Annotated in this window: 19 protein-coding genes and 1 other RNA gene; 8 read left to right on the plus strand and 12 right to left on the minus strand. The window is 52.3% G+C overall.

From position 1 onward, the window contains the following. Positions 1 to 235: 235 nt before the first annotated feature. The 4 genes from tomB (at position 236) to FDX24_RS17595 (ending at position 2,183) form a co-directional block, all read left to right on the plus strand. Positions 236 to 610 (plus strand): Hha toxicity modulator TomB, encoded by a 375-nt coding sequence (tomB, locus tag FDX24_RS17580; protein ID WP_003021733.1) that lies wholly within the window; start codon positions 236 to 238, stop codon positions 608 to 610. A gap of 27 nt (positions 611 to 637) precedes the next feature. Beyond that, positions 638 to 856, plus strand: a complete 219-nt coding sequence (locus tag FDX24_RS17585; protein WP_002892050.1) for an HHA domain-containing protein — start codon at positions 638 to 640, stop codon at positions 854 to 856. 188 nt (positions 857 to 1,044) lie between these two features. Further along, positions 1,045 to 1,596, plus strand: coding sequence for a maltose O-acetyltransferase (maa, locus tag FDX24_RS17590; protein ID WP_061067437.1), 552 nt, complete (start codon positions 1,045 to 1,047; stop codon positions 1,594 to 1,596). Positions 1,597 to 1,712: 116 nt separating this feature from the next. Further along, positions 1,713 to 2,183 (plus strand): YlaC family protein, encoded by a 471-nt coding sequence (locus FDX24_RS17595; RefSeq protein WP_040232692.1) that lies wholly within the window; start codon positions 1,713 to 1,715, stop codon positions 2,181 to 2,183. 77 nt (positions 2,184 to 2,260) lie between these two features. On the opposite strand, the gene ykgO is transcribed toward FDX24_RS17595, so the two are convergent. Both ykgO and FDX24_RS17605 read right to left on the minus strand, forming a co-directional pair. Then, positions 2,261 to 2,401 carry a type B 50S ribosomal protein L36 gene (ykgO, locus tag FDX24_RS17600; protein WP_005125190.1) on the minus strand — a complete coding sequence of 47 codons (141 nt, stop codon included), beginning with the start codon at positions 2,399 to 2,401 and terminating at the stop codon, positions 2,261 to 2,263. Between the two features lies 1 nt (position 2,402). Then, on the minus strand, positions 2,403 to 2,663 hold the full coding sequence (locus tag FDX24_RS17605; RefSeq protein WP_124021513.1) for a type B 50S ribosomal protein L31: 261 nt from the start codon (positions 2,661 to 2,663) through the stop codon (positions 2,403 to 2,405). 188 nt (positions 2,664 to 2,851) lie between these two features. Between FDX24_RS17605 and FDX24_RS17610 the strand changes: the two genes are divergently transcribed. Further along, positions 2,852 to 4,405, plus strand: a complete 1,554-nt coding sequence (locus tag FDX24_RS17610) for an EAL domain-containing protein (protein ID WP_137364690.1) — start codon at positions 2,852 to 2,854, stop codon at positions 4,403 to 4,405. A 54-nt stretch (positions 4,406 to 4,459) separates the two neighbouring features. Here the strand turns inward: FDX24_RS17610 and FDX24_RS17615 are convergent, their stop codons facing one another. Both FDX24_RS17615 and FDX24_RS17620 read right to left on the minus strand, forming a co-directional pair. Then, entirely contained in the window at positions 4,460 to 4,813 is a 354-nt protein-coding gene (locus FDX24_RS17615) for a DUF1428 domain-containing protein (protein WP_061067436.1), read from the minus strand. 82 nt (positions 4,814 to 4,895) lie between these two features. Beyond that, a complete protein-coding gene (locus FDX24_RS17620; RefSeq protein ID WP_121584303.1) occupies positions 4,896 to 5,507 on the minus strand; it encodes a YitT family protein in 612 nt (203 codons plus the stop codon). Between the two features lie 86 nt (positions 5,508 to 5,593). On the opposite strand from FDX24_RS17620, the gene FDX24_RS17625 reads away from it, so the two are divergent. Further along, positions 5,594 to 7,021, plus strand: a complete 1,428-nt coding sequence (locus tag FDX24_RS17625; protein ID WP_048212416.1) for a PLP-dependent aminotransferase family protein — start codon at positions 5,594 to 5,596, stop codon at positions 7,019 to 7,021. A gap of 59 nt (positions 7,022 to 7,080) precedes the next feature. On the opposite strand, the gene FDX24_RS17630 is transcribed toward FDX24_RS17625, so the two are convergent. From FDX24_RS17630 to ffs, 3 genes are all read right to left on the minus strand, one after another. Continuing rightward, positions 7,081 to 7,299: a hypothetical protein gene (locus tag FDX24_RS17630; RefSeq protein ID WP_005125184.1), complete on the minus strand. Its 219-nt coding sequence runs from the start codon at positions 7,297 to 7,299 to the stop codon at positions 7,081 to 7,083. Beyond that, a complete protein-coding gene (locus tag FDX24_RS17635) occupies positions 7,296 to 7,547 on the minus strand; it encodes a hypothetical protein (protein ID WP_048212417.1) in 252 nt (83 codons plus the stop codon). The genes FDX24_RS17630 and FDX24_RS17635 overlap by 4 nt, the downstream gene beginning before the upstream one ends. A 198-nt stretch (positions 7,548 to 7,745) precedes the next feature. Next, positions 7,746 to 7,842, minus strand: an RNA gene (ffs, locus tag FDX24_RS17640) — signal recognition particle sRNA small type. 84 nt (positions 7,843 to 7,926) lie between these two features. Between ffs and FDX24_RS17645 the strand changes: the two genes are divergently transcribed. After that, entirely contained in the window at positions 7,927 to 8,316 is a 390-nt protein-coding gene (locus FDX24_RS17645; RefSeq protein ID WP_086523608.1) for an MGMT family protein, read from the plus strand. Between the two features lie 31 nt (positions 8,317 to 8,347). Here FDX24_RS17645 and FDX24_RS17650 read toward each other — a convergent pair whose 3' ends face one another. After that, positions 8,348 to 8,917, minus strand: a complete 570-nt coding sequence (locus tag FDX24_RS17650) for a YbaY family lipoprotein (RefSeq protein WP_048212418.1) — start codon at positions 8,915 to 8,917, stop codon at positions 8,348 to 8,350. Positions 8,918 to 9,129: 212 nt separating this feature from the next. Here FDX24_RS17650 and tesB point away from each other — a divergent pair, with 212 nt between their 5' ends. Next, positions 9,130 to 9,990, plus strand: coding sequence for an acyl-CoA thioesterase II (gene tesB, locus FDX24_RS17655; RefSeq protein WP_061067433.1), 861 nt, complete (start codon positions 9,130 to 9,132; stop codon positions 9,988 to 9,990). 50 nt (positions 9,991 to 10,040) lie between these two features. Here tesB and amtB read toward each other — a convergent pair whose 3' ends face one another. The 4 genes from amtB to FDX24_RS17680 all read right to left on the minus strand — a co-directional run bounded on the left by amtB (position 10,041) and on the right by FDX24_RS17680 (position 15,497). After that, the gene (gene amtB, locus FDX24_RS17660) at positions 10,041 to 11,327 is read right to left on the minus strand and encodes an ammonium transporter AmtB (RefSeq protein ID WP_048212419.1); all 1,287 of its coding nucleotides are present in this window, start codon (positions 11,325 to 11,327) and stop codon (positions 10,041 to 10,043) included. Positions 11,328 to 11,358: 31 nt separating this feature from the next. Next, positions 11,359 to 11,697, minus strand: a complete 339-nt coding sequence (gene glnK / locus FDX24_RS17665) for a P-II family nitrogen regulator (protein WP_003021657.1) — start codon at positions 11,695 to 11,697, stop codon at positions 11,359 to 11,361. A gap of 256 nt (positions 11,698 to 11,953) precedes the next feature. Further along, positions 11,954 to 13,732 (minus strand): SmdB family multidrug efflux ABC transporter permease/ATP-binding protein, encoded by a 1,779-nt coding sequence (locus FDX24_RS17675; RefSeq protein WP_137364691.1) that lies wholly within the window; start codon positions 13,730 to 13,732, stop codon positions 11,954 to 11,956. Next, on the minus strand, positions 13,725 to 15,497 hold the full coding sequence (locus FDX24_RS17680; RefSeq protein ID WP_061067431.1) for a SmdA family multidrug ABC transporter permease/ATP-binding protein: 1,773 nt from the start codon (positions 15,495 to 15,497) through the stop codon (positions 13,725 to 13,727). The genes FDX24_RS17675 and FDX24_RS17680 overlap by 8 nt, the downstream gene beginning before the upstream one ends. Between the last annotated feature and the right edge of the window lie 32 nt (positions 15,498 to 15,529).

The raw sequence follows: 15,529 nt of genomic DNA on the forward strand, positions 1-15,529 counted from the left end.
GCCGAGAATAAAGAAGTTGTTCCATTTCGAATACCGGCATTTATCTGTTAAAATGTAAAAATGGGACTGCATCATAATTTTGCATAATTGTAATTTTTCGTGATATGACGATGAAATCTTTTTTAGAGTAGATTATAGTTAAATCATCAGGAGTCACGGGCAAGTTCCAGGTCGTTTGTTGTATCCATCCCGAAAGGTGTTCGGTTAGTCTAAACCACTAAGAAGGGGATGCGTTATGGATGAATACTCACCGAAAAGACATGATATCGCGCAGCTTAAATTTCTCTGCGAAACCCTGTATCATGACTGTCTTGCAAACCTTGAACAAAGCAATCATGGTTGGGTAAATGACCCTACCTCTGCAACCAGCTTGCAGCTCAATGAACTGATAGAGCATATTGCAACCTTCGCACTTAATTATAAAATTAAGTACAATGAGGACAATAAGCTGATCGCGCAGATTGATGAATACCTGGATGACACTTTTATGTTGTTCAGTAGTTATGGTATTAATACGCAGGATCTACAGAAATGGCGGAAGTCAGGTAATCGACTGTTTCGCTGTTTTGTCAATGCCACCAGGGCTAATCCTGTCAGTTTGTCTTGTTAAAAATTATTACAATCATAGGTAAGAGTTATGTCCGATAAACCATTAACTAAAACAGATTATTTGATGCGCCTGCGACGCTGTCAAACAATTGACACGCTTGAACGTGTTATTGAGAAAAATAAATATGAATTGTCTGACAATGAACTGGCTGTATTTTACTCAGCCGCCGATCATCGTCTTGCTGAATTGACAATGAATAAGCTCTACGACAAGATCCCAACATCTGTTTGGAAATTTATTCGTTAATTGCTCATGAGGTTAAGTCAGGTATCGCGAAACATTTGTTTGTCTGGCTGACCATTTCCCGCACCAACTATCATTATTTAATTCAAATCACGTGATTGCGATCACAGTGAGAAAACGGGAACGTTCCCCTTCCCTGCATTGCGTTTTACTGTACTGTGACTGCCTATCAGCAAACGGGAAAGTTCGTAATGAGTGAAGATAAGAAAAAAATGATCGCCGGCGAATTGTATCGCCCGGCAGATGAAACGTTGCGCAACGACCGTCTCCGCGCACGCCTACTCATCCACCGATACAATGCCACCGCACCCGATGCGCAGAGTGAACGTCAGGCTATCCTGCGCGATCTGTTGGGGCAAAGCGAAGGCGCTTACATTGAGCCCTCTTTTCGTTGCGACTACGGGTATAACATTTATCTCGGCAACGCGTTTTACGCCAACTTCGACTGCGTCATGCTTGATGTCTGCCCAATCCACATCGGTGATAACTGTATGTTGGCACCGGGAGTCCATATCTATACGGCAACTCATCCACTGGACGCTAACGAACGCAATAGCGGGGTTGAACTAGGGAAACCTGTAACCATCGGGAATAATGTCTGGATCGGTGGTCGCGCAGTCATAAATCCGGGTGTAACACTGGGCGACAATGTGGTTGTGGCGTCAGGCGCAGTGGTGACGAAAAGCGTTCCGGCAAACACCGTCGTCGGAGGCAATCCGGCACGGATCATCAAAACACTGTGATCTGATATGTAACTGTTATGCTAAATTGTGGTTAATCTGTTACTTTTCTCAGACAGTATCCCCTTTTAAAATGGGCTGATCCCTCCTGACTATTGCAGACTTCACGAAGGCAAGAGATGACAGAAATACAACGCCTGCTTACCGAAACCATCGATGACTTAAATATTCGCGAAAAGCGCGACAACAAACCGCGCTTTAGCATCAGCTTTATTCGTAAACATCCAGGGCTATTTATCGGCATGTATGTTGCGTTTTTTGCCACACTGGCGGTTATGCTGCAATCAGAAACGCTGGTCGATTCGGTATGGCTGTTGGTTGTACTGTTCGCCTTACTCAACGCCTTTTTCTTTTTTGACGTTGCGCCACGTTACCGTTTTGAAGACATTGACGTACTGGATTTCAGAGTCTGCTATAACGGTGAATGGTACAACACACGCTTTGTGCCACCCTCGCTGATCGACACTATTCTGCACTCTCCCCAAGTCGACAGTGAGCATAAGGCCCAACTGCAAAAAATGATAACGCGGAAAGGCGAACTGTCATTTTATGATGTCTTCACACTAACCCGCGCGCAGGCTAGTCAGTAATCACGCCCTGTCACAAACAAAAAAAGTGCGTCCCACGAGGGGAACGCACTTCAGTCCCTGTAATGCTGGCGAAGTGACTAACGTCTTTTTTTACGGCCCTGTACCGCTTTAAACCGCGGATTCGTTTTGCAGATGACGTACAAACGCCCTTTGCGTTTGACTATCTGGCAGTCAGGGTGCCGCTGCTTTGCGCTGCGAAGTGAATTGAGTACCTGCATCTTAACCTCGCTTAGCGCCAATGAAGTGGCCGAAACGTTTCTGGAAACGAGCCGCGCTGCCTTCATTATCGAAGGTTTTCTGTTTACCGGTATAGTACGGATGTGACTTAGACGAGATATCAAGCGTTACGTACGGGTACATTTGGCCCTCGAACTCAATCTCTCGTTCGGTTTTAATCGTCGAACCGACCTTAAAGTATTCATTGGCACTGGTATCGTGAAACACCACTGGGCGATAAAAAGGGTGGATATCCGGTTTCATGGCAACCTCAATTTGTTACGTTATAACATACCCAACAAAATACACCACTCTTGTACGAATCACAACCCGATTTACGTTGTGGGTTACTAAACGGGATGATCAGTGGCCGTAAATATATGATGCCAATCGAATAGCTTTTTCGGCTTTCAGATATACTTTCCCTATGCTGTGTAAATAAGGATATCACCGTGACAACACGACATCTGATTGGCCTGGTGACGGGAATACTGGTTCTGTCCATCCTCGTACCGGTGTGTTTAAGCCTGTGGCTGGCACATCGTCAGGTCGAAACGAAATTTATCGATGAACTTGATTCATTCTCTACCCGCGTCGCTTTGCGTACAGAACGCGTCGGCGAGCAGGCCAAAAAAGCGCTACGCAAAATAGAAGCCTTCCAGGGTGTGCCCTGCTCAGAGGAACATTTGCTGGAAATGCGCCGGTTGTCATACAGCTACCGTTATATTCAGGAAGTGATGTACCTCAAAGGCAATGTTCCACAATGTTCCTCCCTTGAGAAAAGGAGCCTGGCTGCTGCGTTTCCGCCACCAATGAAAATGACACCTGATGGCTATCGCGCCTGGTTAACTTCGCAAAACGACCTCGGAATACAACGTTTTATGGCGGCGCTCGGCAGCGAACATTATGTCGTGATGATCGATCCGGGATCGTTCATTGATGTCATTCCATTTGGTTCATGGCCTATCGAAGTCGCCATTGTGGGTACAGTAAGCAACGTCGTGGTGGCCAGTAGTGCCGATCTCCCTTCAGACGTGTTACATCATCTGCAAAAAGACCGTTCTATCAGCCATTTTCAAAAAGAGGGCAGTATTTATAATTCTCGCCCTTTCCCCGAACTGGGCATCACTATCGTAAGCTGGGCGTCGACATTACCTTTGCAAAAATCCTGGCACCGACAGGCGCTGATCTGGCTCCCGGCAGGGCTCATTATTGGCCTGCTCACCGCCCTCTTTATTCTGCGTATTTTGCGCCGCTTGCAGTCTCCCCATCACCAATTGCAAGATGCCATTCAGAACCGGGCTATCAAGGTCCATTACCAGCCCATTATTTCGCTCAAAACAGGAAAGGTCGTGGGTGCGGAAGCACTGGCCCGCTGGCGACAAGCTGACGGTAGCTATCTCTCACCCGATATTTTTATCCCGCTGGCCGAAGAAACCGGCCTGACAGAACCACTCACACGTTTGATTATTGAAAACGTCTTCGAGGATCTAGGTAAATGGCTGCATCAACATCCTCAACAGCATATATCACTCAACCTTGAGTCGGCCGATTTGAAGTCCGAAACGCTTCCGGCGCTGCTAAGCCGCATGATTAACCACTGGCAACTAAAGCCCGCACAAATTGCCCTGGAACTGACTGAACGCGAATTTGCCGACCCGAAAAACAGCGCGCCGTTTATTGCTAAATACCGTCAGGCGGGTCACTCAATCTATATTGATGACTTTGGTACCGGTTATTCCAGTCTGAGCTATTTGCAGGATCTGGATGTAGACATCCTGAAGATAGACAAATCGTTCGTCGATGCGCTGGAATACAATAACGTCACGCCACATATTATCGAGATAGCCAAAACGCTGAAGCTGGAAATGGTGGCAGAAGGCATCGAGACCGAGAACCAGGAAAGCTGGCTACATCAACATGGCGTGCAGTATGGTCAGGGCTGGTTGTACAGCAAAGCACTGCCAAAGGCGGAATTTATTCTGTGGGCGGAAAAACGACTTTAGCATGGCACTGGCGTGTATTGAGATGGCTGGCGGCACGCCGCACAGCCAGTCATGTCACTCTTCCATAATGGGCGAGAATCCACCGTAGATCATTCGCTTGCCATCAAATGGCATAGATTCACCAAACTCCTTCATACGGGGATCGGACATCATCTTCTGGTTCGCCGCATCGCGGACTTCTTTGGAAGGGTATTCAATCCAGCTGAATACCACTTCTTCATGATCCTGCGCTTTCACCGCCATACGAAAATCGGTCAACTTACCGTCGGGAACATCATCAGCCCAACACTCCACAACGCGCAGTGCACCGAATTCCTTGAAAAGCGGCGCAGCCTTTGCCGCCATCGCGATATATGCCTCCTTGTTTTCGGCAGGAACGGCAACAACAAAACCATCAACATACTTCATCAGATAAACCTCCGAAGTGTACTGCGCGGCAAGCCGATTCCAGCCGCGTCAGTCGAGGTTAAGTTTAGTCGTCAGCAGGCAATCACGCCGTAGGCTCATTCCGAACACAAATACGTGACTGCGGCAGATGACGAAACCACGGCAGGCAAATCTGAATTAACGGTCCAATAGCTAACGCATACAGTACCGTTCCAACACCCACGGTTCCGCCAAGAAGCCAACCGCTGAGCAAAACCGACACCTCGATTGCGGTCCGGATAGTCCGTACAGACCAACCAGTACGCGCATGAATGCCGGTCATCAAGCCGTCACGTGGGCCCGCACCAAAACCGGCGCCAATGTACAGACTGGTGGCTAACGCGTTCAGGATCACCGCCGCAACCAGCAGTCCACTGCGCGTCAGTAGCGATTCGAATCCTGGGATCACCACCAGCGCGGCATCTGCCGCCAAACCAATCATAATGACATTGCTGAGAGTGCCAAATCCGGGGCGCTGGCGTAGCGGTATCCATGCCAGCAGGACCAGTACACCCACGGCGATGATCACCAGGCCGATATTCATCGATAATAGATTTGCCACGCCCAGATGAAATACGTTCCACGGATCAGCCCCTAAATCTGCACGGACAAACATCGCCGTCGAAACGCCGTACAGCGCCAGTCCAACATACAGCTGAAGTAAACGACGCAGCATAATTTTCTCCTCGCCTCTCAGATAGCTTTCATCTTCACCGCAATTGGCACTATGATTAATGTCCAGTTTTCAAAAAGTGGACTGCTATGTCATCTCGCCGTTACGGAAGTCAATCTTTGCAGCGCCTGCTAGGGCACTGGCAGGAAAGCCCCTCGCGAACGCCTATCTGGCGACAACTGGCGGAAGCGTTACGTCTGCTGATCCTGGATGGTCGACTGGCACTGGATAGTCGCTTGCCCGGCGAACGCGAGCTCGCTGCCGTTCTGGAAGTGAGCCGAACCACCGTCGCCAGCGCCATGGCGCAACTGCGTGAAGAGGGATATCTGGAAAGCCGTCATGGGAGCGGCTCACGGGTGATCCTGCCGGAACACATTCGTCATGTGCCTACGCGAACCAGTACCGGCACAGCGTTGGATTTGTCCACAGCGGCCCTCAGCGCCGGGCCAGAAATTCATCAGGCTTACCAACAAGCGTTATTTGCGATGCCGCAGCATTTGCTGAGCTCCGGGTATCTGCCGCAGGGACTGGCGGTTTTGCGTGAATCCATCGCCCGGCATTATTGCGAACGTGGATTACCCACACAGTCGGATGAAATAATGGTCGTGAACGGCGCGGTCAGCGGCCTGGCGTTGATCCTGCGTTTACTCACCGGTCCCGGCGATCGCGTAGTGGTCGATCACCCCACGTATCCGCTGGCGATTGCAGCAATACAAGGGGCATCATGTCGCCCCGTCGGCGTTTCGCTGCCTGAGCACGGTTGGGATACAGCGGGTCTGGTTGCCACCCTCGCGCAAACAGCCCCGAGAATGGCCTATCTGATGCCGGACTTTCACAACCCGACCGGACGCTGTATGGACGCCGAAACTCGCCAGGTTGTGGCGGATATTGCGGAAAGAACCTGCACCACGCTGGTGGTCGATGAGACCATGGTGAACCTGTGGTATGACGCCCCGCCTCCGCCTCCACTTGCTGCATTCAATCGCGGTGCGCCGGTGATCCTGCTGGGATCGGCAGGGAAAAGCTTCTGGGGAGGTCTGCGTCTGGGATGGATTCGGGCCTCGTCACGTACTATTGCCGCGCTGGTACAGACTCGCGACACATTTGATTTAGGATCACCAGTGCTTGAACAGCTTGCCACGGGTTGGTTGCTGGACAATGCGGCCGATTTTCTTCCCGACAGACGGCAATTGCTCACCACCCGGCGCGATCTGTGCCATGACCTGATGAAGACACATTTCCCGGAGTGGCAGTTTACTCAACCACAGGGGGGACTCTCTTTCTGGGTTGAATTACCCGATACGCTGGCAACACTCTTTGCCACCCGTGCCGAAAGTGCAGGTATTCAGTTGGGTACCGGGACGCGCTTCGGCCTGGATGGCGCATTCGATCGCTTTTTGCGTATGCCCTTTGCTCTGCCCGATGACACAATGCGCTCGGCTTTCCGGACGTTGCAACCCATTTGGGATAATCTGCGTTTACAGGCAAGTCACGGGAAAATGCGCAAAATAATCTAAGCGACGAGTCAAAAGACTCGTCCTGGAATACCGTGATGGACGAGGATGTCTGGGCATTATTACCGCTGAGGAGGAACCGGGAACCCCTTCAGGGAAATCACAAAATTCTCGCCGTCTTTCTTAATTTTCGCCCCGGCATCGCACCAGTCAGAAGCAATACGGAAAAACTCATCGCTACCGACATTCCAGCTCAAACGAACATGTTTCACATAACCGGAACGTAGCAATTCACAGGCTTCGCCATAATTACAGGCGGTTGAGAGCGGTTGTTGTTTCATTTTTTCTTCTTCAGTAATCTGCGCAATGCTTTGATTTCTTTAGGAGTCAGTGCTTCAACCACGGATTCTTCCGTATGCTGGCTATCAATATCATCAGCGGAGACTCCCGCCTCTTCAATGGCGGAAAACGCGATAAGTAGCAATTTTTCCGTCGAGATACTTAGGTTCTCATTATTCACTTCAGCGTAGTGACGCAGCTTTTCTTTTAGCGCCTCATCAATTTTGACATTCAATACAGCGGTCGACATCGTAGAAAATCCTTGTGGTCAGCCAAAACACACCGGATGTAAGACCATGTCGTTACAGCGCGATGGCAGCGGCAAAAGCATCAAATAACATCCCCGAAACACATTGACAGCATTTGATGACAATAAAATGACAATACGATGACAAAGAAAAGAAGATGAGAAGAATTGAGATTGCCGGACGGCAGAATTGGGTGGGGGCCCTGCCAGCTACATCCCGGCACACACGTCATCTGCCCTGGCTGCTTCCTTCCGGACCTGACCTAGTGAACAGAGTAGCGTTGCGGGAGAACCAACAGAGCCCCCATTGAGAGCGTTGTCAACCAACGCGCAGGCGCATTATCACTGCTGCACCCGGTAATTGCAACCCATCCAGCACCGGATGCTGTTTTCTTGTGCAATGAAGCTTCACTACCTCGTCATTCGGGATTATGCTGGAGGATTAGCGCAGGAAAAAACGATGGATATACAAGACTCTTTCCCTCAACGCGTCTGGCAAATCGTTGCCTCAATCCCCGAAGGATTCGTCACCACCTATGGCGATGTTGCCAGGCTTGCCGGTTCGCCGCGTGCTGCTCGCCAGGTAGGCGGCGTGCTTAAGCGTCTCCCCGAAGGCAGCACTTTGCCCTGGCATCGGGTGGTTAATCGTCATGGTGCCATTTCGCTTACAGGTCCAGACCTACAACGACAGCGTCAGGCGTTGCTGGCGGAAGGTATTGTGGTTTCAGGGAGTGGACAAATCGATTTACAGCGCTATCGCTGGGTGTACTAACCCCCTCCGGATGGAGAGGGTTAGAATGCCCTTAGTACTGTGTCGGGGCAGGAACGGCGGAAGACGGATTCACCTGTGTGGGTGACGTTGACGGTACCGTTGTCGCGGCACCACCACTCGCCTGTACTGGAACAGCCGTCTGCTGGACCGGGACCAGGGTCAGGTCGGCTTTAGTCCCCCCCTGATTGATCACCGTCTGGACGGTATCAGTAATAAAGACCAGTTTATCATTCACCGTAATCGCCGCACTCAGCAGAATACGGGCGTTCGGCTGAATATCTGCCGGGTTAAACGGGAGTACGAAGCTGAATGGTGCTTGTTTACCCTCGGTACGTACAACTTTTTGCGACAGCACTTTTGACGGTGCATCGGCAAGCGATGCATCTGACAGTGTTACGGTCAGCACCGCATCCGGCGGTAAGGCAACTTTCTGGCGGATCCATACCGTACCAGACACATTCGGCTGTTGAATTTTTGACTGTGTGTCAGCAATTGACGTATTAGGGCTTGGCGCAGGTGTCTGAATATCCGCGCTTTTATCAGCACAGGCCGCCAGAGCGACCGCAACCGCTAAACCACTTACCATGTGCACGAGTTTCATTAAATTCTCCTTATCATCTATGCACCAGCGAGAACTTTCCTCGCCAGAAGAGTGGTTAACAAAAACATAACGTGACTAAGTGTGGCACAAGACAGCTGGTTTTGCCTGTAATCGGCCAGTAATTCAGACAATTGCACCCATCGGACCACTTTCAAAATTGCGTTATACTCTGCCTACCTCGCTGCGAGAACGCTATTACCTGGAGAGCACGTATGAGTCTGGCACTGAAAAATTTGCTGACATTGTTAAATCTGGAAAAAATTGAAGAAGGACTCTTTCGGGGCCAAAGTGAAGACTTAGGGTTACGTCAGGTTTTTGGGGGGCAGGTTGTCGGTCAGGCGCTGTATGCCGCAAAAGAAACCGTACCGGAAGAGCGCCTGGTGCACTCCTTTCACAGCTACTTTTTACGTCCGGGCGATAGCCAAAAGCCCATCATCTATGATGTCGAAGTGCTGCGTGATGGTAACAGCTTCAGCGCCCGCCGCGTTGCCGCGATCCAGAATGGGAAACCCATTTTTTATATGACTGCCTCTTTCCAGGCACCAGAAGATGGGTTTGAGCATCAAAAAGAGATGCCGGCAGCGCCTGGCCCTGAAGAGCTTAAATCAGAAACTGAGATCGCCCGTTCGGTCGCTCACCTGCTGCCGCCGCTGTTGAAAGAAAAATTTATCAACGACCGCCCGCTGGAAGTACGTCCGGTGGAATTTCATAATCCGTTAAAAGGTCACGTTGCCAACCCGACTCGCCAGGTGTGGATCCGCGCTAACGGCACGCTGCAGGACGATCTACGCGTCCATCAGTATCTGCTGGGTTATGCTTCAGACCTGAACTTCCTGCCCGTTGCTTTACAACCGTATGGCATTGGTTTTCTGGAAAAAGGGATTCAGATCGCTACGATCGACCATTCTATGTGGTTCCATCGTCCTTTTAATATCAATGAGTGGCTGCTGTATAACGTCGAGAGTACTTCGGCCTCCGGCGCACGGGGCTTTGTTCGCGGGGAGTTTTATACGCAGGACGGCGTGCTGGTTGCTTCTACCGTGCAGGAAGGGGTAATGCGTAATCGTAATTGAGAATTACCGGATGGTGACGCAAAAGCGTTGCCATCCGGCAGATTGAAACATCAAGCGTTGTAAGCGTTCTCGCCGTGGCTGTTCACATCCAGACCTTCGCGTTCCTGCTCTTCTGGTACACGCAGCCCCACCGTCATATCCGCCAGCTTATAGCCAATGAAGGCCACCACGCCGGACCAGACGATGGTGATCGCCACGCTTTCCAGTTGTACCAGCAACTGATGCCCCATGGTAACGCCTTCGGCAAAGCCTACGCCGCCCAGAGAGCTGGCCGCGAAAACGCCGGTCAGGATGCAGCCGACAATGCCGCACACACCGTGAACACCGAAGACATCACACGGGTCATCAACGCGCAGAAAGCGCTTCAGCATGGTTACGCCCCACAGGCCAGCCAGCCCCGCAGCGACACCGATAATCAGCGCGCCGCCGACACCGATATAGCCACAGGCAGGTGTCACGCCTACCAGACCGGCAATGGCGCCAGAACACGCGCCCAGCAGGGACGGTTTGCCACGCAGCGCCCATTCACCGAAGATCCAGCCGAGAATGGCGGCCGCGGTTGCAACAACGGTATTGACGAAGGCCAGCGCAGCAATTTCATTCGCCATACCCGCGGAGCCAGCGTTAAAGCCAAACCAACCGATATAGAGAATAGCCGTGCCGGTAAAGACCATTGGCAGGTTATGTGGCTTAAACGCTTCTTTGCCAAAACCGACGCGTTTACCAATCAGATAAGCCCCAACCAGGCCGGCAATCGCAGCGTTGATGTGCACCACCGTTCCGCCCGCAAAATCCAGCGCACCGTGAGTAGCCAGCAAACCGCCGCCCCAGACCATGTGTGCAATAGGGATGTAGGACAGCGTCAGCCACACCACCACAAAAATCAGCACCGCAGAGAACCGAATGCGCTCAGCCAGTGCACCGACAATAAGCCCAACGGTAATGCAAGCGAAAGACCCCTGAAAAGCAACGTGAATGTACTGGTAGAAGCTCCCCGTGACCGCCGTCAGTGCAATATTCTTCAGCATGACCCAGTTGAAGTTACCGAAGAAATTATTTCCTTCGCCAAAGGCCAGTGAGTAGCCATAAACCACCCATAAAATACAAACCAGAGCAAATGTCACCGTCACCTGGGTCAGCATCGACAACACGTTCTTACCGCGAATCAAACCGCCATAGAACAGCGCAATGCCTGGGATGGTCATAAACAGCACCAGCGCGGTACAGATCATCATAAAAGCGTTATCCGCTTTATCCGCAACCGCCGGTGCCGCCATCGCCAGACCCGGCAGCAGCGCCAGTGAAGCAATACCTGTTTTCATCGTCGCTATCTTCATTTTTTGGTTTCCTATCACTGTGTGCCAGACGTTACAGTGCAGCTTCGTCGGCTTCGCCGGTACGAATACGAATCACACGTTGCAGCTCGGCGACGAAAATTTTGCCGTCGCCAATTTTTCCGGTGTAGGCGGCCTTACTGATGACATCAATTACGCCATCCAGTTGGTCATCAGCAATTGCCACATCAATCTTCACTTTGGGTAAGAAGTTGACGCTGTATTCAGCTCCCCGGTACAACTCGGCATGACCTTTTTGTCGGCCAAAGCCCTTCACTTCGGTGACGGTCAGCCCCTGAATACCAATAGACGACAATGCTTCACGGACGTCTTCCAGTTTGAACGGTTTGATTACCACGGTAACCAGCTTCATAGATCCCCTCCAGTCAGAATTCAGTAGTGGCTGCAGATACACCAAATGAATATTGCAAGGGATGTGCCAGGAATGAAAAACGCGGGATGATTCAGCCGCACGGGGTACGGCCAGGAGAGAAAAAGAAAAAATGCACTATAACGGTGCATAGTGCGTTACATTTTTGCACCAGATTGTTGATTGCCGGATGGCGGCGAAAACGCTTTCTCAGGCCTACAAAACCACACTGGCTGTAGGCCTGATAAACGCAGCGCCATCAAGCGATAATCGAATCCTCATGTGCGCTGGCCGCCAGCTCTTCACCCGCCAGTTGCAGTTGATACATTTGCCAGTAGCGGCCCTGTGCGGCAAGCAGTTGCTGGTGCGTGCCGCGTTCAACGGCCTGTCCCCGGTGCAGTACCAGAATAGTGTCAGCATCGACAATAGTGGATAACCGATGCGCAATCACCACCAGCGTGGTGTGCTCACGCACCGCTGCCAACGCCTGCTGAATAGCCTGTTCAGTACCGGAGTCAATGCTGGCCGTCGCTTCGTCCAAAATCAGCACCTGCGGCGTTTCGACCAGCACGCGCGCCAGCGCCAGCAGCTGTTTCTGCCCGACTGATAGATTATTGCCCTGCTCGCCCAGCCGGGTATGAATACCCTCGCTCAGACCCCGCGCCAGCTCGGCCAGCTGTACGGTTTCCAGCGCCTGCCACACCCGTTCTTCTGAGATATCACGACCCAGCGTGACGTTTGCCAGGAAGGTATCCGCCATCACCACCGGATCCTGCTGCACCATCGCGATGCCCTGACGTAACGCACTGTGGCTCAGAGAAGACAGCGGACGTCCGTCAAGGCGGATTTCGCCCTGCGTCAACGGGTAGTAACCCATCAGCAGACTGGCCAGCGTACTTTTGCCGCTACCGGTATGCCCGACCAACGCTACAAAGCTGCGCGAAGGCACGGACAGACTGATGTTTTGCAGCACCAGATTGTCGTCACGATAGGCAAATGAAACGTTATCCACCTCAATGTCCCCGCTCTTCAGCGGTCGATCATCTTCACCATAGCGCTGACGAGGCCCGTCCATCAGTTCGAACACTCGCTCGCCGGCGACAACCGCCTGCTGCAGCATTGATTGCTGGGTCGTCAGCTCGATCAGCGGCTCGTTCAAACGGCCGAGGTAGCTGATAAACGCGTACAGCACGCCAACCTCAATGGAGCTGCCAGAGGTAAAGCTAAACAGCATCAGCAAACCGCAGAGGATCAGCGCCGAGAAAAGGCTCAGCAGCGGGCGCAGCAAAAAGCCATCCAGTCGCAGGGTTTGCATACGCGCCATATAGTGCGAGCGGCTGGCCTCCCCCATTCTCTCGCCAAATCGCGCCTGCTGGCGGAACTGCTGGATAACGCTCATGCCGTTGATGACTTCGTTAAAGCCATCGTTAATATCCGCCAGATAAGCGCGCACCCGGCGCACAATGGGGGTGCTGTAGCGCTGATAAATGACCATCACCACCAGCACTGCCGGGAATATGGCCATCGCCACCAGCGCCATCCGCCACTCGAGGCTGAACATCGCCACCAGCATGGCACCGATTAAGGCCGCGCTGCGCAGGACCGTTGCGACCACCGTCACGTACAGGTCGCGAATAACTTCGGTGTCATTGGTCACACGTGAGATAAGCTGCCCGACGGGCTGAGTATCGAAAGCACTGAGCGGCTGGCGTAGCGCGGCATCCATCACATCGGTACGTAACTGCTGCACCACGCCAACCGCCGCCTGGTTAAACAACAACGACTGCGCGTAATGCAGGCCCGCCGCCAACAGTTGCAGACCGACATATGCCGCCACCAGCCCAGCCACCATCGCCAGCGGCAGATTGTTTTTCGCCACCATGTTGTCGATAAAATAGCTGATGAGCAGCGGACCACTCACCTCCGCCGCTGCCGCCACCCATAGCATGACCACCGCAATTGCCAGCTGTTTTCGCCACGGAGAGCCGTACGCCAGTAGCCTTTTCAGGGTCGGCCATAGCTGCCCAAAACTACGCATTAGCCGCCTCCTCGTTTACTTCTGGCGCATCAGACAGCGCCGCTTCCAGTTGCTGATAACGGTACATATCACGATACCAGCCGGGTTGCTGCACCAGCGCATCGTGTTCGCCACGCTGAGCAATATGTCCGTGCTGCATCACGATAATTTCATTGGCTTCTGTCAGCGCAGATAAACGGTGAGCGCTGATTATCACGGTTCTGCCTTCTCCCCACTGGCGCAGGTTATGCAGGATTTGATGTTCAGTACGACCATCCACCGCCGATAACGCATCGTCAAGAATCAGGATTTCAGCATTCAGCAGCAGCGCACGAGCGATAGAAATACGCTGTTTTTGTCCACCGGACAGCATCACCCCGCGTTCACCCACTTCGGTGTCATAGCCTTGCGGAAGACGTAAAATATCCTCATGCACGCTGGCCAGACGTGCAACATGTTCGATCTCTTCCTGTGTGGCCTGTGGGCGTCCAAGCGCTATGTTGTTGGCGACCGTATCCGAGAACAAGAAAGGTGTCTGGCTGACCACTGCCAGACGGCTACGCCAGCTATCAAGTTGCAAGCGAGTTAACGGGATATCATGAAAGCGTACATCGCCCTCAGTGATATCAAAATGACGCTGGATCAGCGACAACACCGTACTTTTACCCGCGCCGGTCGGGCCACAAATACCCAGCATCTGCCCTGGCTTAAGCTGGAAATTCACATTCTCCAGCACCGGATGAGCCGTTTGCGGGTAGCGAAATTCGCGAATTGCCACCGCCAGCTCGCCGCGTCCTTCCGGCACGGGTTCTGTGCCGTCATCCACTACCGGCGCTTCAGCCAGCATGGCGCGAATACGGCTATACGCGGCGCTGCCTCGCTCAACAATGTTAAACATCCATGCCAGCGCCAGCATCGGCCAAATCATCAGCCCGAGATACATCATAAAACTGGTTAACTGACCAAGGGTCAGAGAGCCATGAACCACCATCCAGCTTCCCCCGGCGATAGCCAGCAGGTTAGCCATACCAATGGCGATATAAATCGTGGGGTCAAAACGGGCGTCAATGCGGGCGACCCGTAAGTTTTTCTTGCCGGTATCTTTAGCATCTGCGGCAAATAGCGCCGACTGTCGGTCTTCCAGACCAAAAGCCTTAATCATACGGATACTGGTCAGGCTTTCCTGAGTACGATCGTTAAGGCTGGAGAACGCTGCTTGCGCAACCTTAAAACGGTTATGGAGTCGATCACCGTAACGTTTGATCATTATCGCCATCACCGGCATTGGGAGTAGCGCGATAAGCGTGAGCTCCCAACTGATTTGAGTAGACATCACGATCAACACCGCGCACCCCATGACCAGCGAGTCCACCAGCGTCAATACACCTTCGCCAGCCGCAAACACCACCCGATCAACATCGTTAGTTGCACGCGCCATCAGATCGCCGGTGCGATGACGCAGATAAAATTCAGGATGCTGGCGGCTCAACTGGCGGTAATAGTCTTCGCGTAGTTCAACTGCCAGTTGGTAGGATGCGCCGAACAAAAGTACGCGCCAGACATAGCGCAACAAATAGACAACCACCGCAATCAGGGCAATCGTGCCAACCCACATCAGCAGTCTCTCGGTGGTGAACCGCTGTGTCGTCACGCCGTCCACGATGATACCGACCACTTTTGGCGGGATAAGCTGAAGAATAGCGATGATGATAAGCAAGGCCACCGCCCCGAGGTAGCGACGCCACTCCCGGCGGAAGTACCAGCTTAATTGAGCAAATAATCGCACGCGTTATGTCCTGACAAGATTTCCGGCAATGA

The organism is Citrobacter sp. wls716 (genome assembly GCF_005280975.1).
Classification (GTDB): domain Bacteria; phylum Pseudomonadota; class Gammaproteobacteria; order Enterobacterales; family Enterobacteriaceae; genus Citrobacter; species Citrobacter youngae.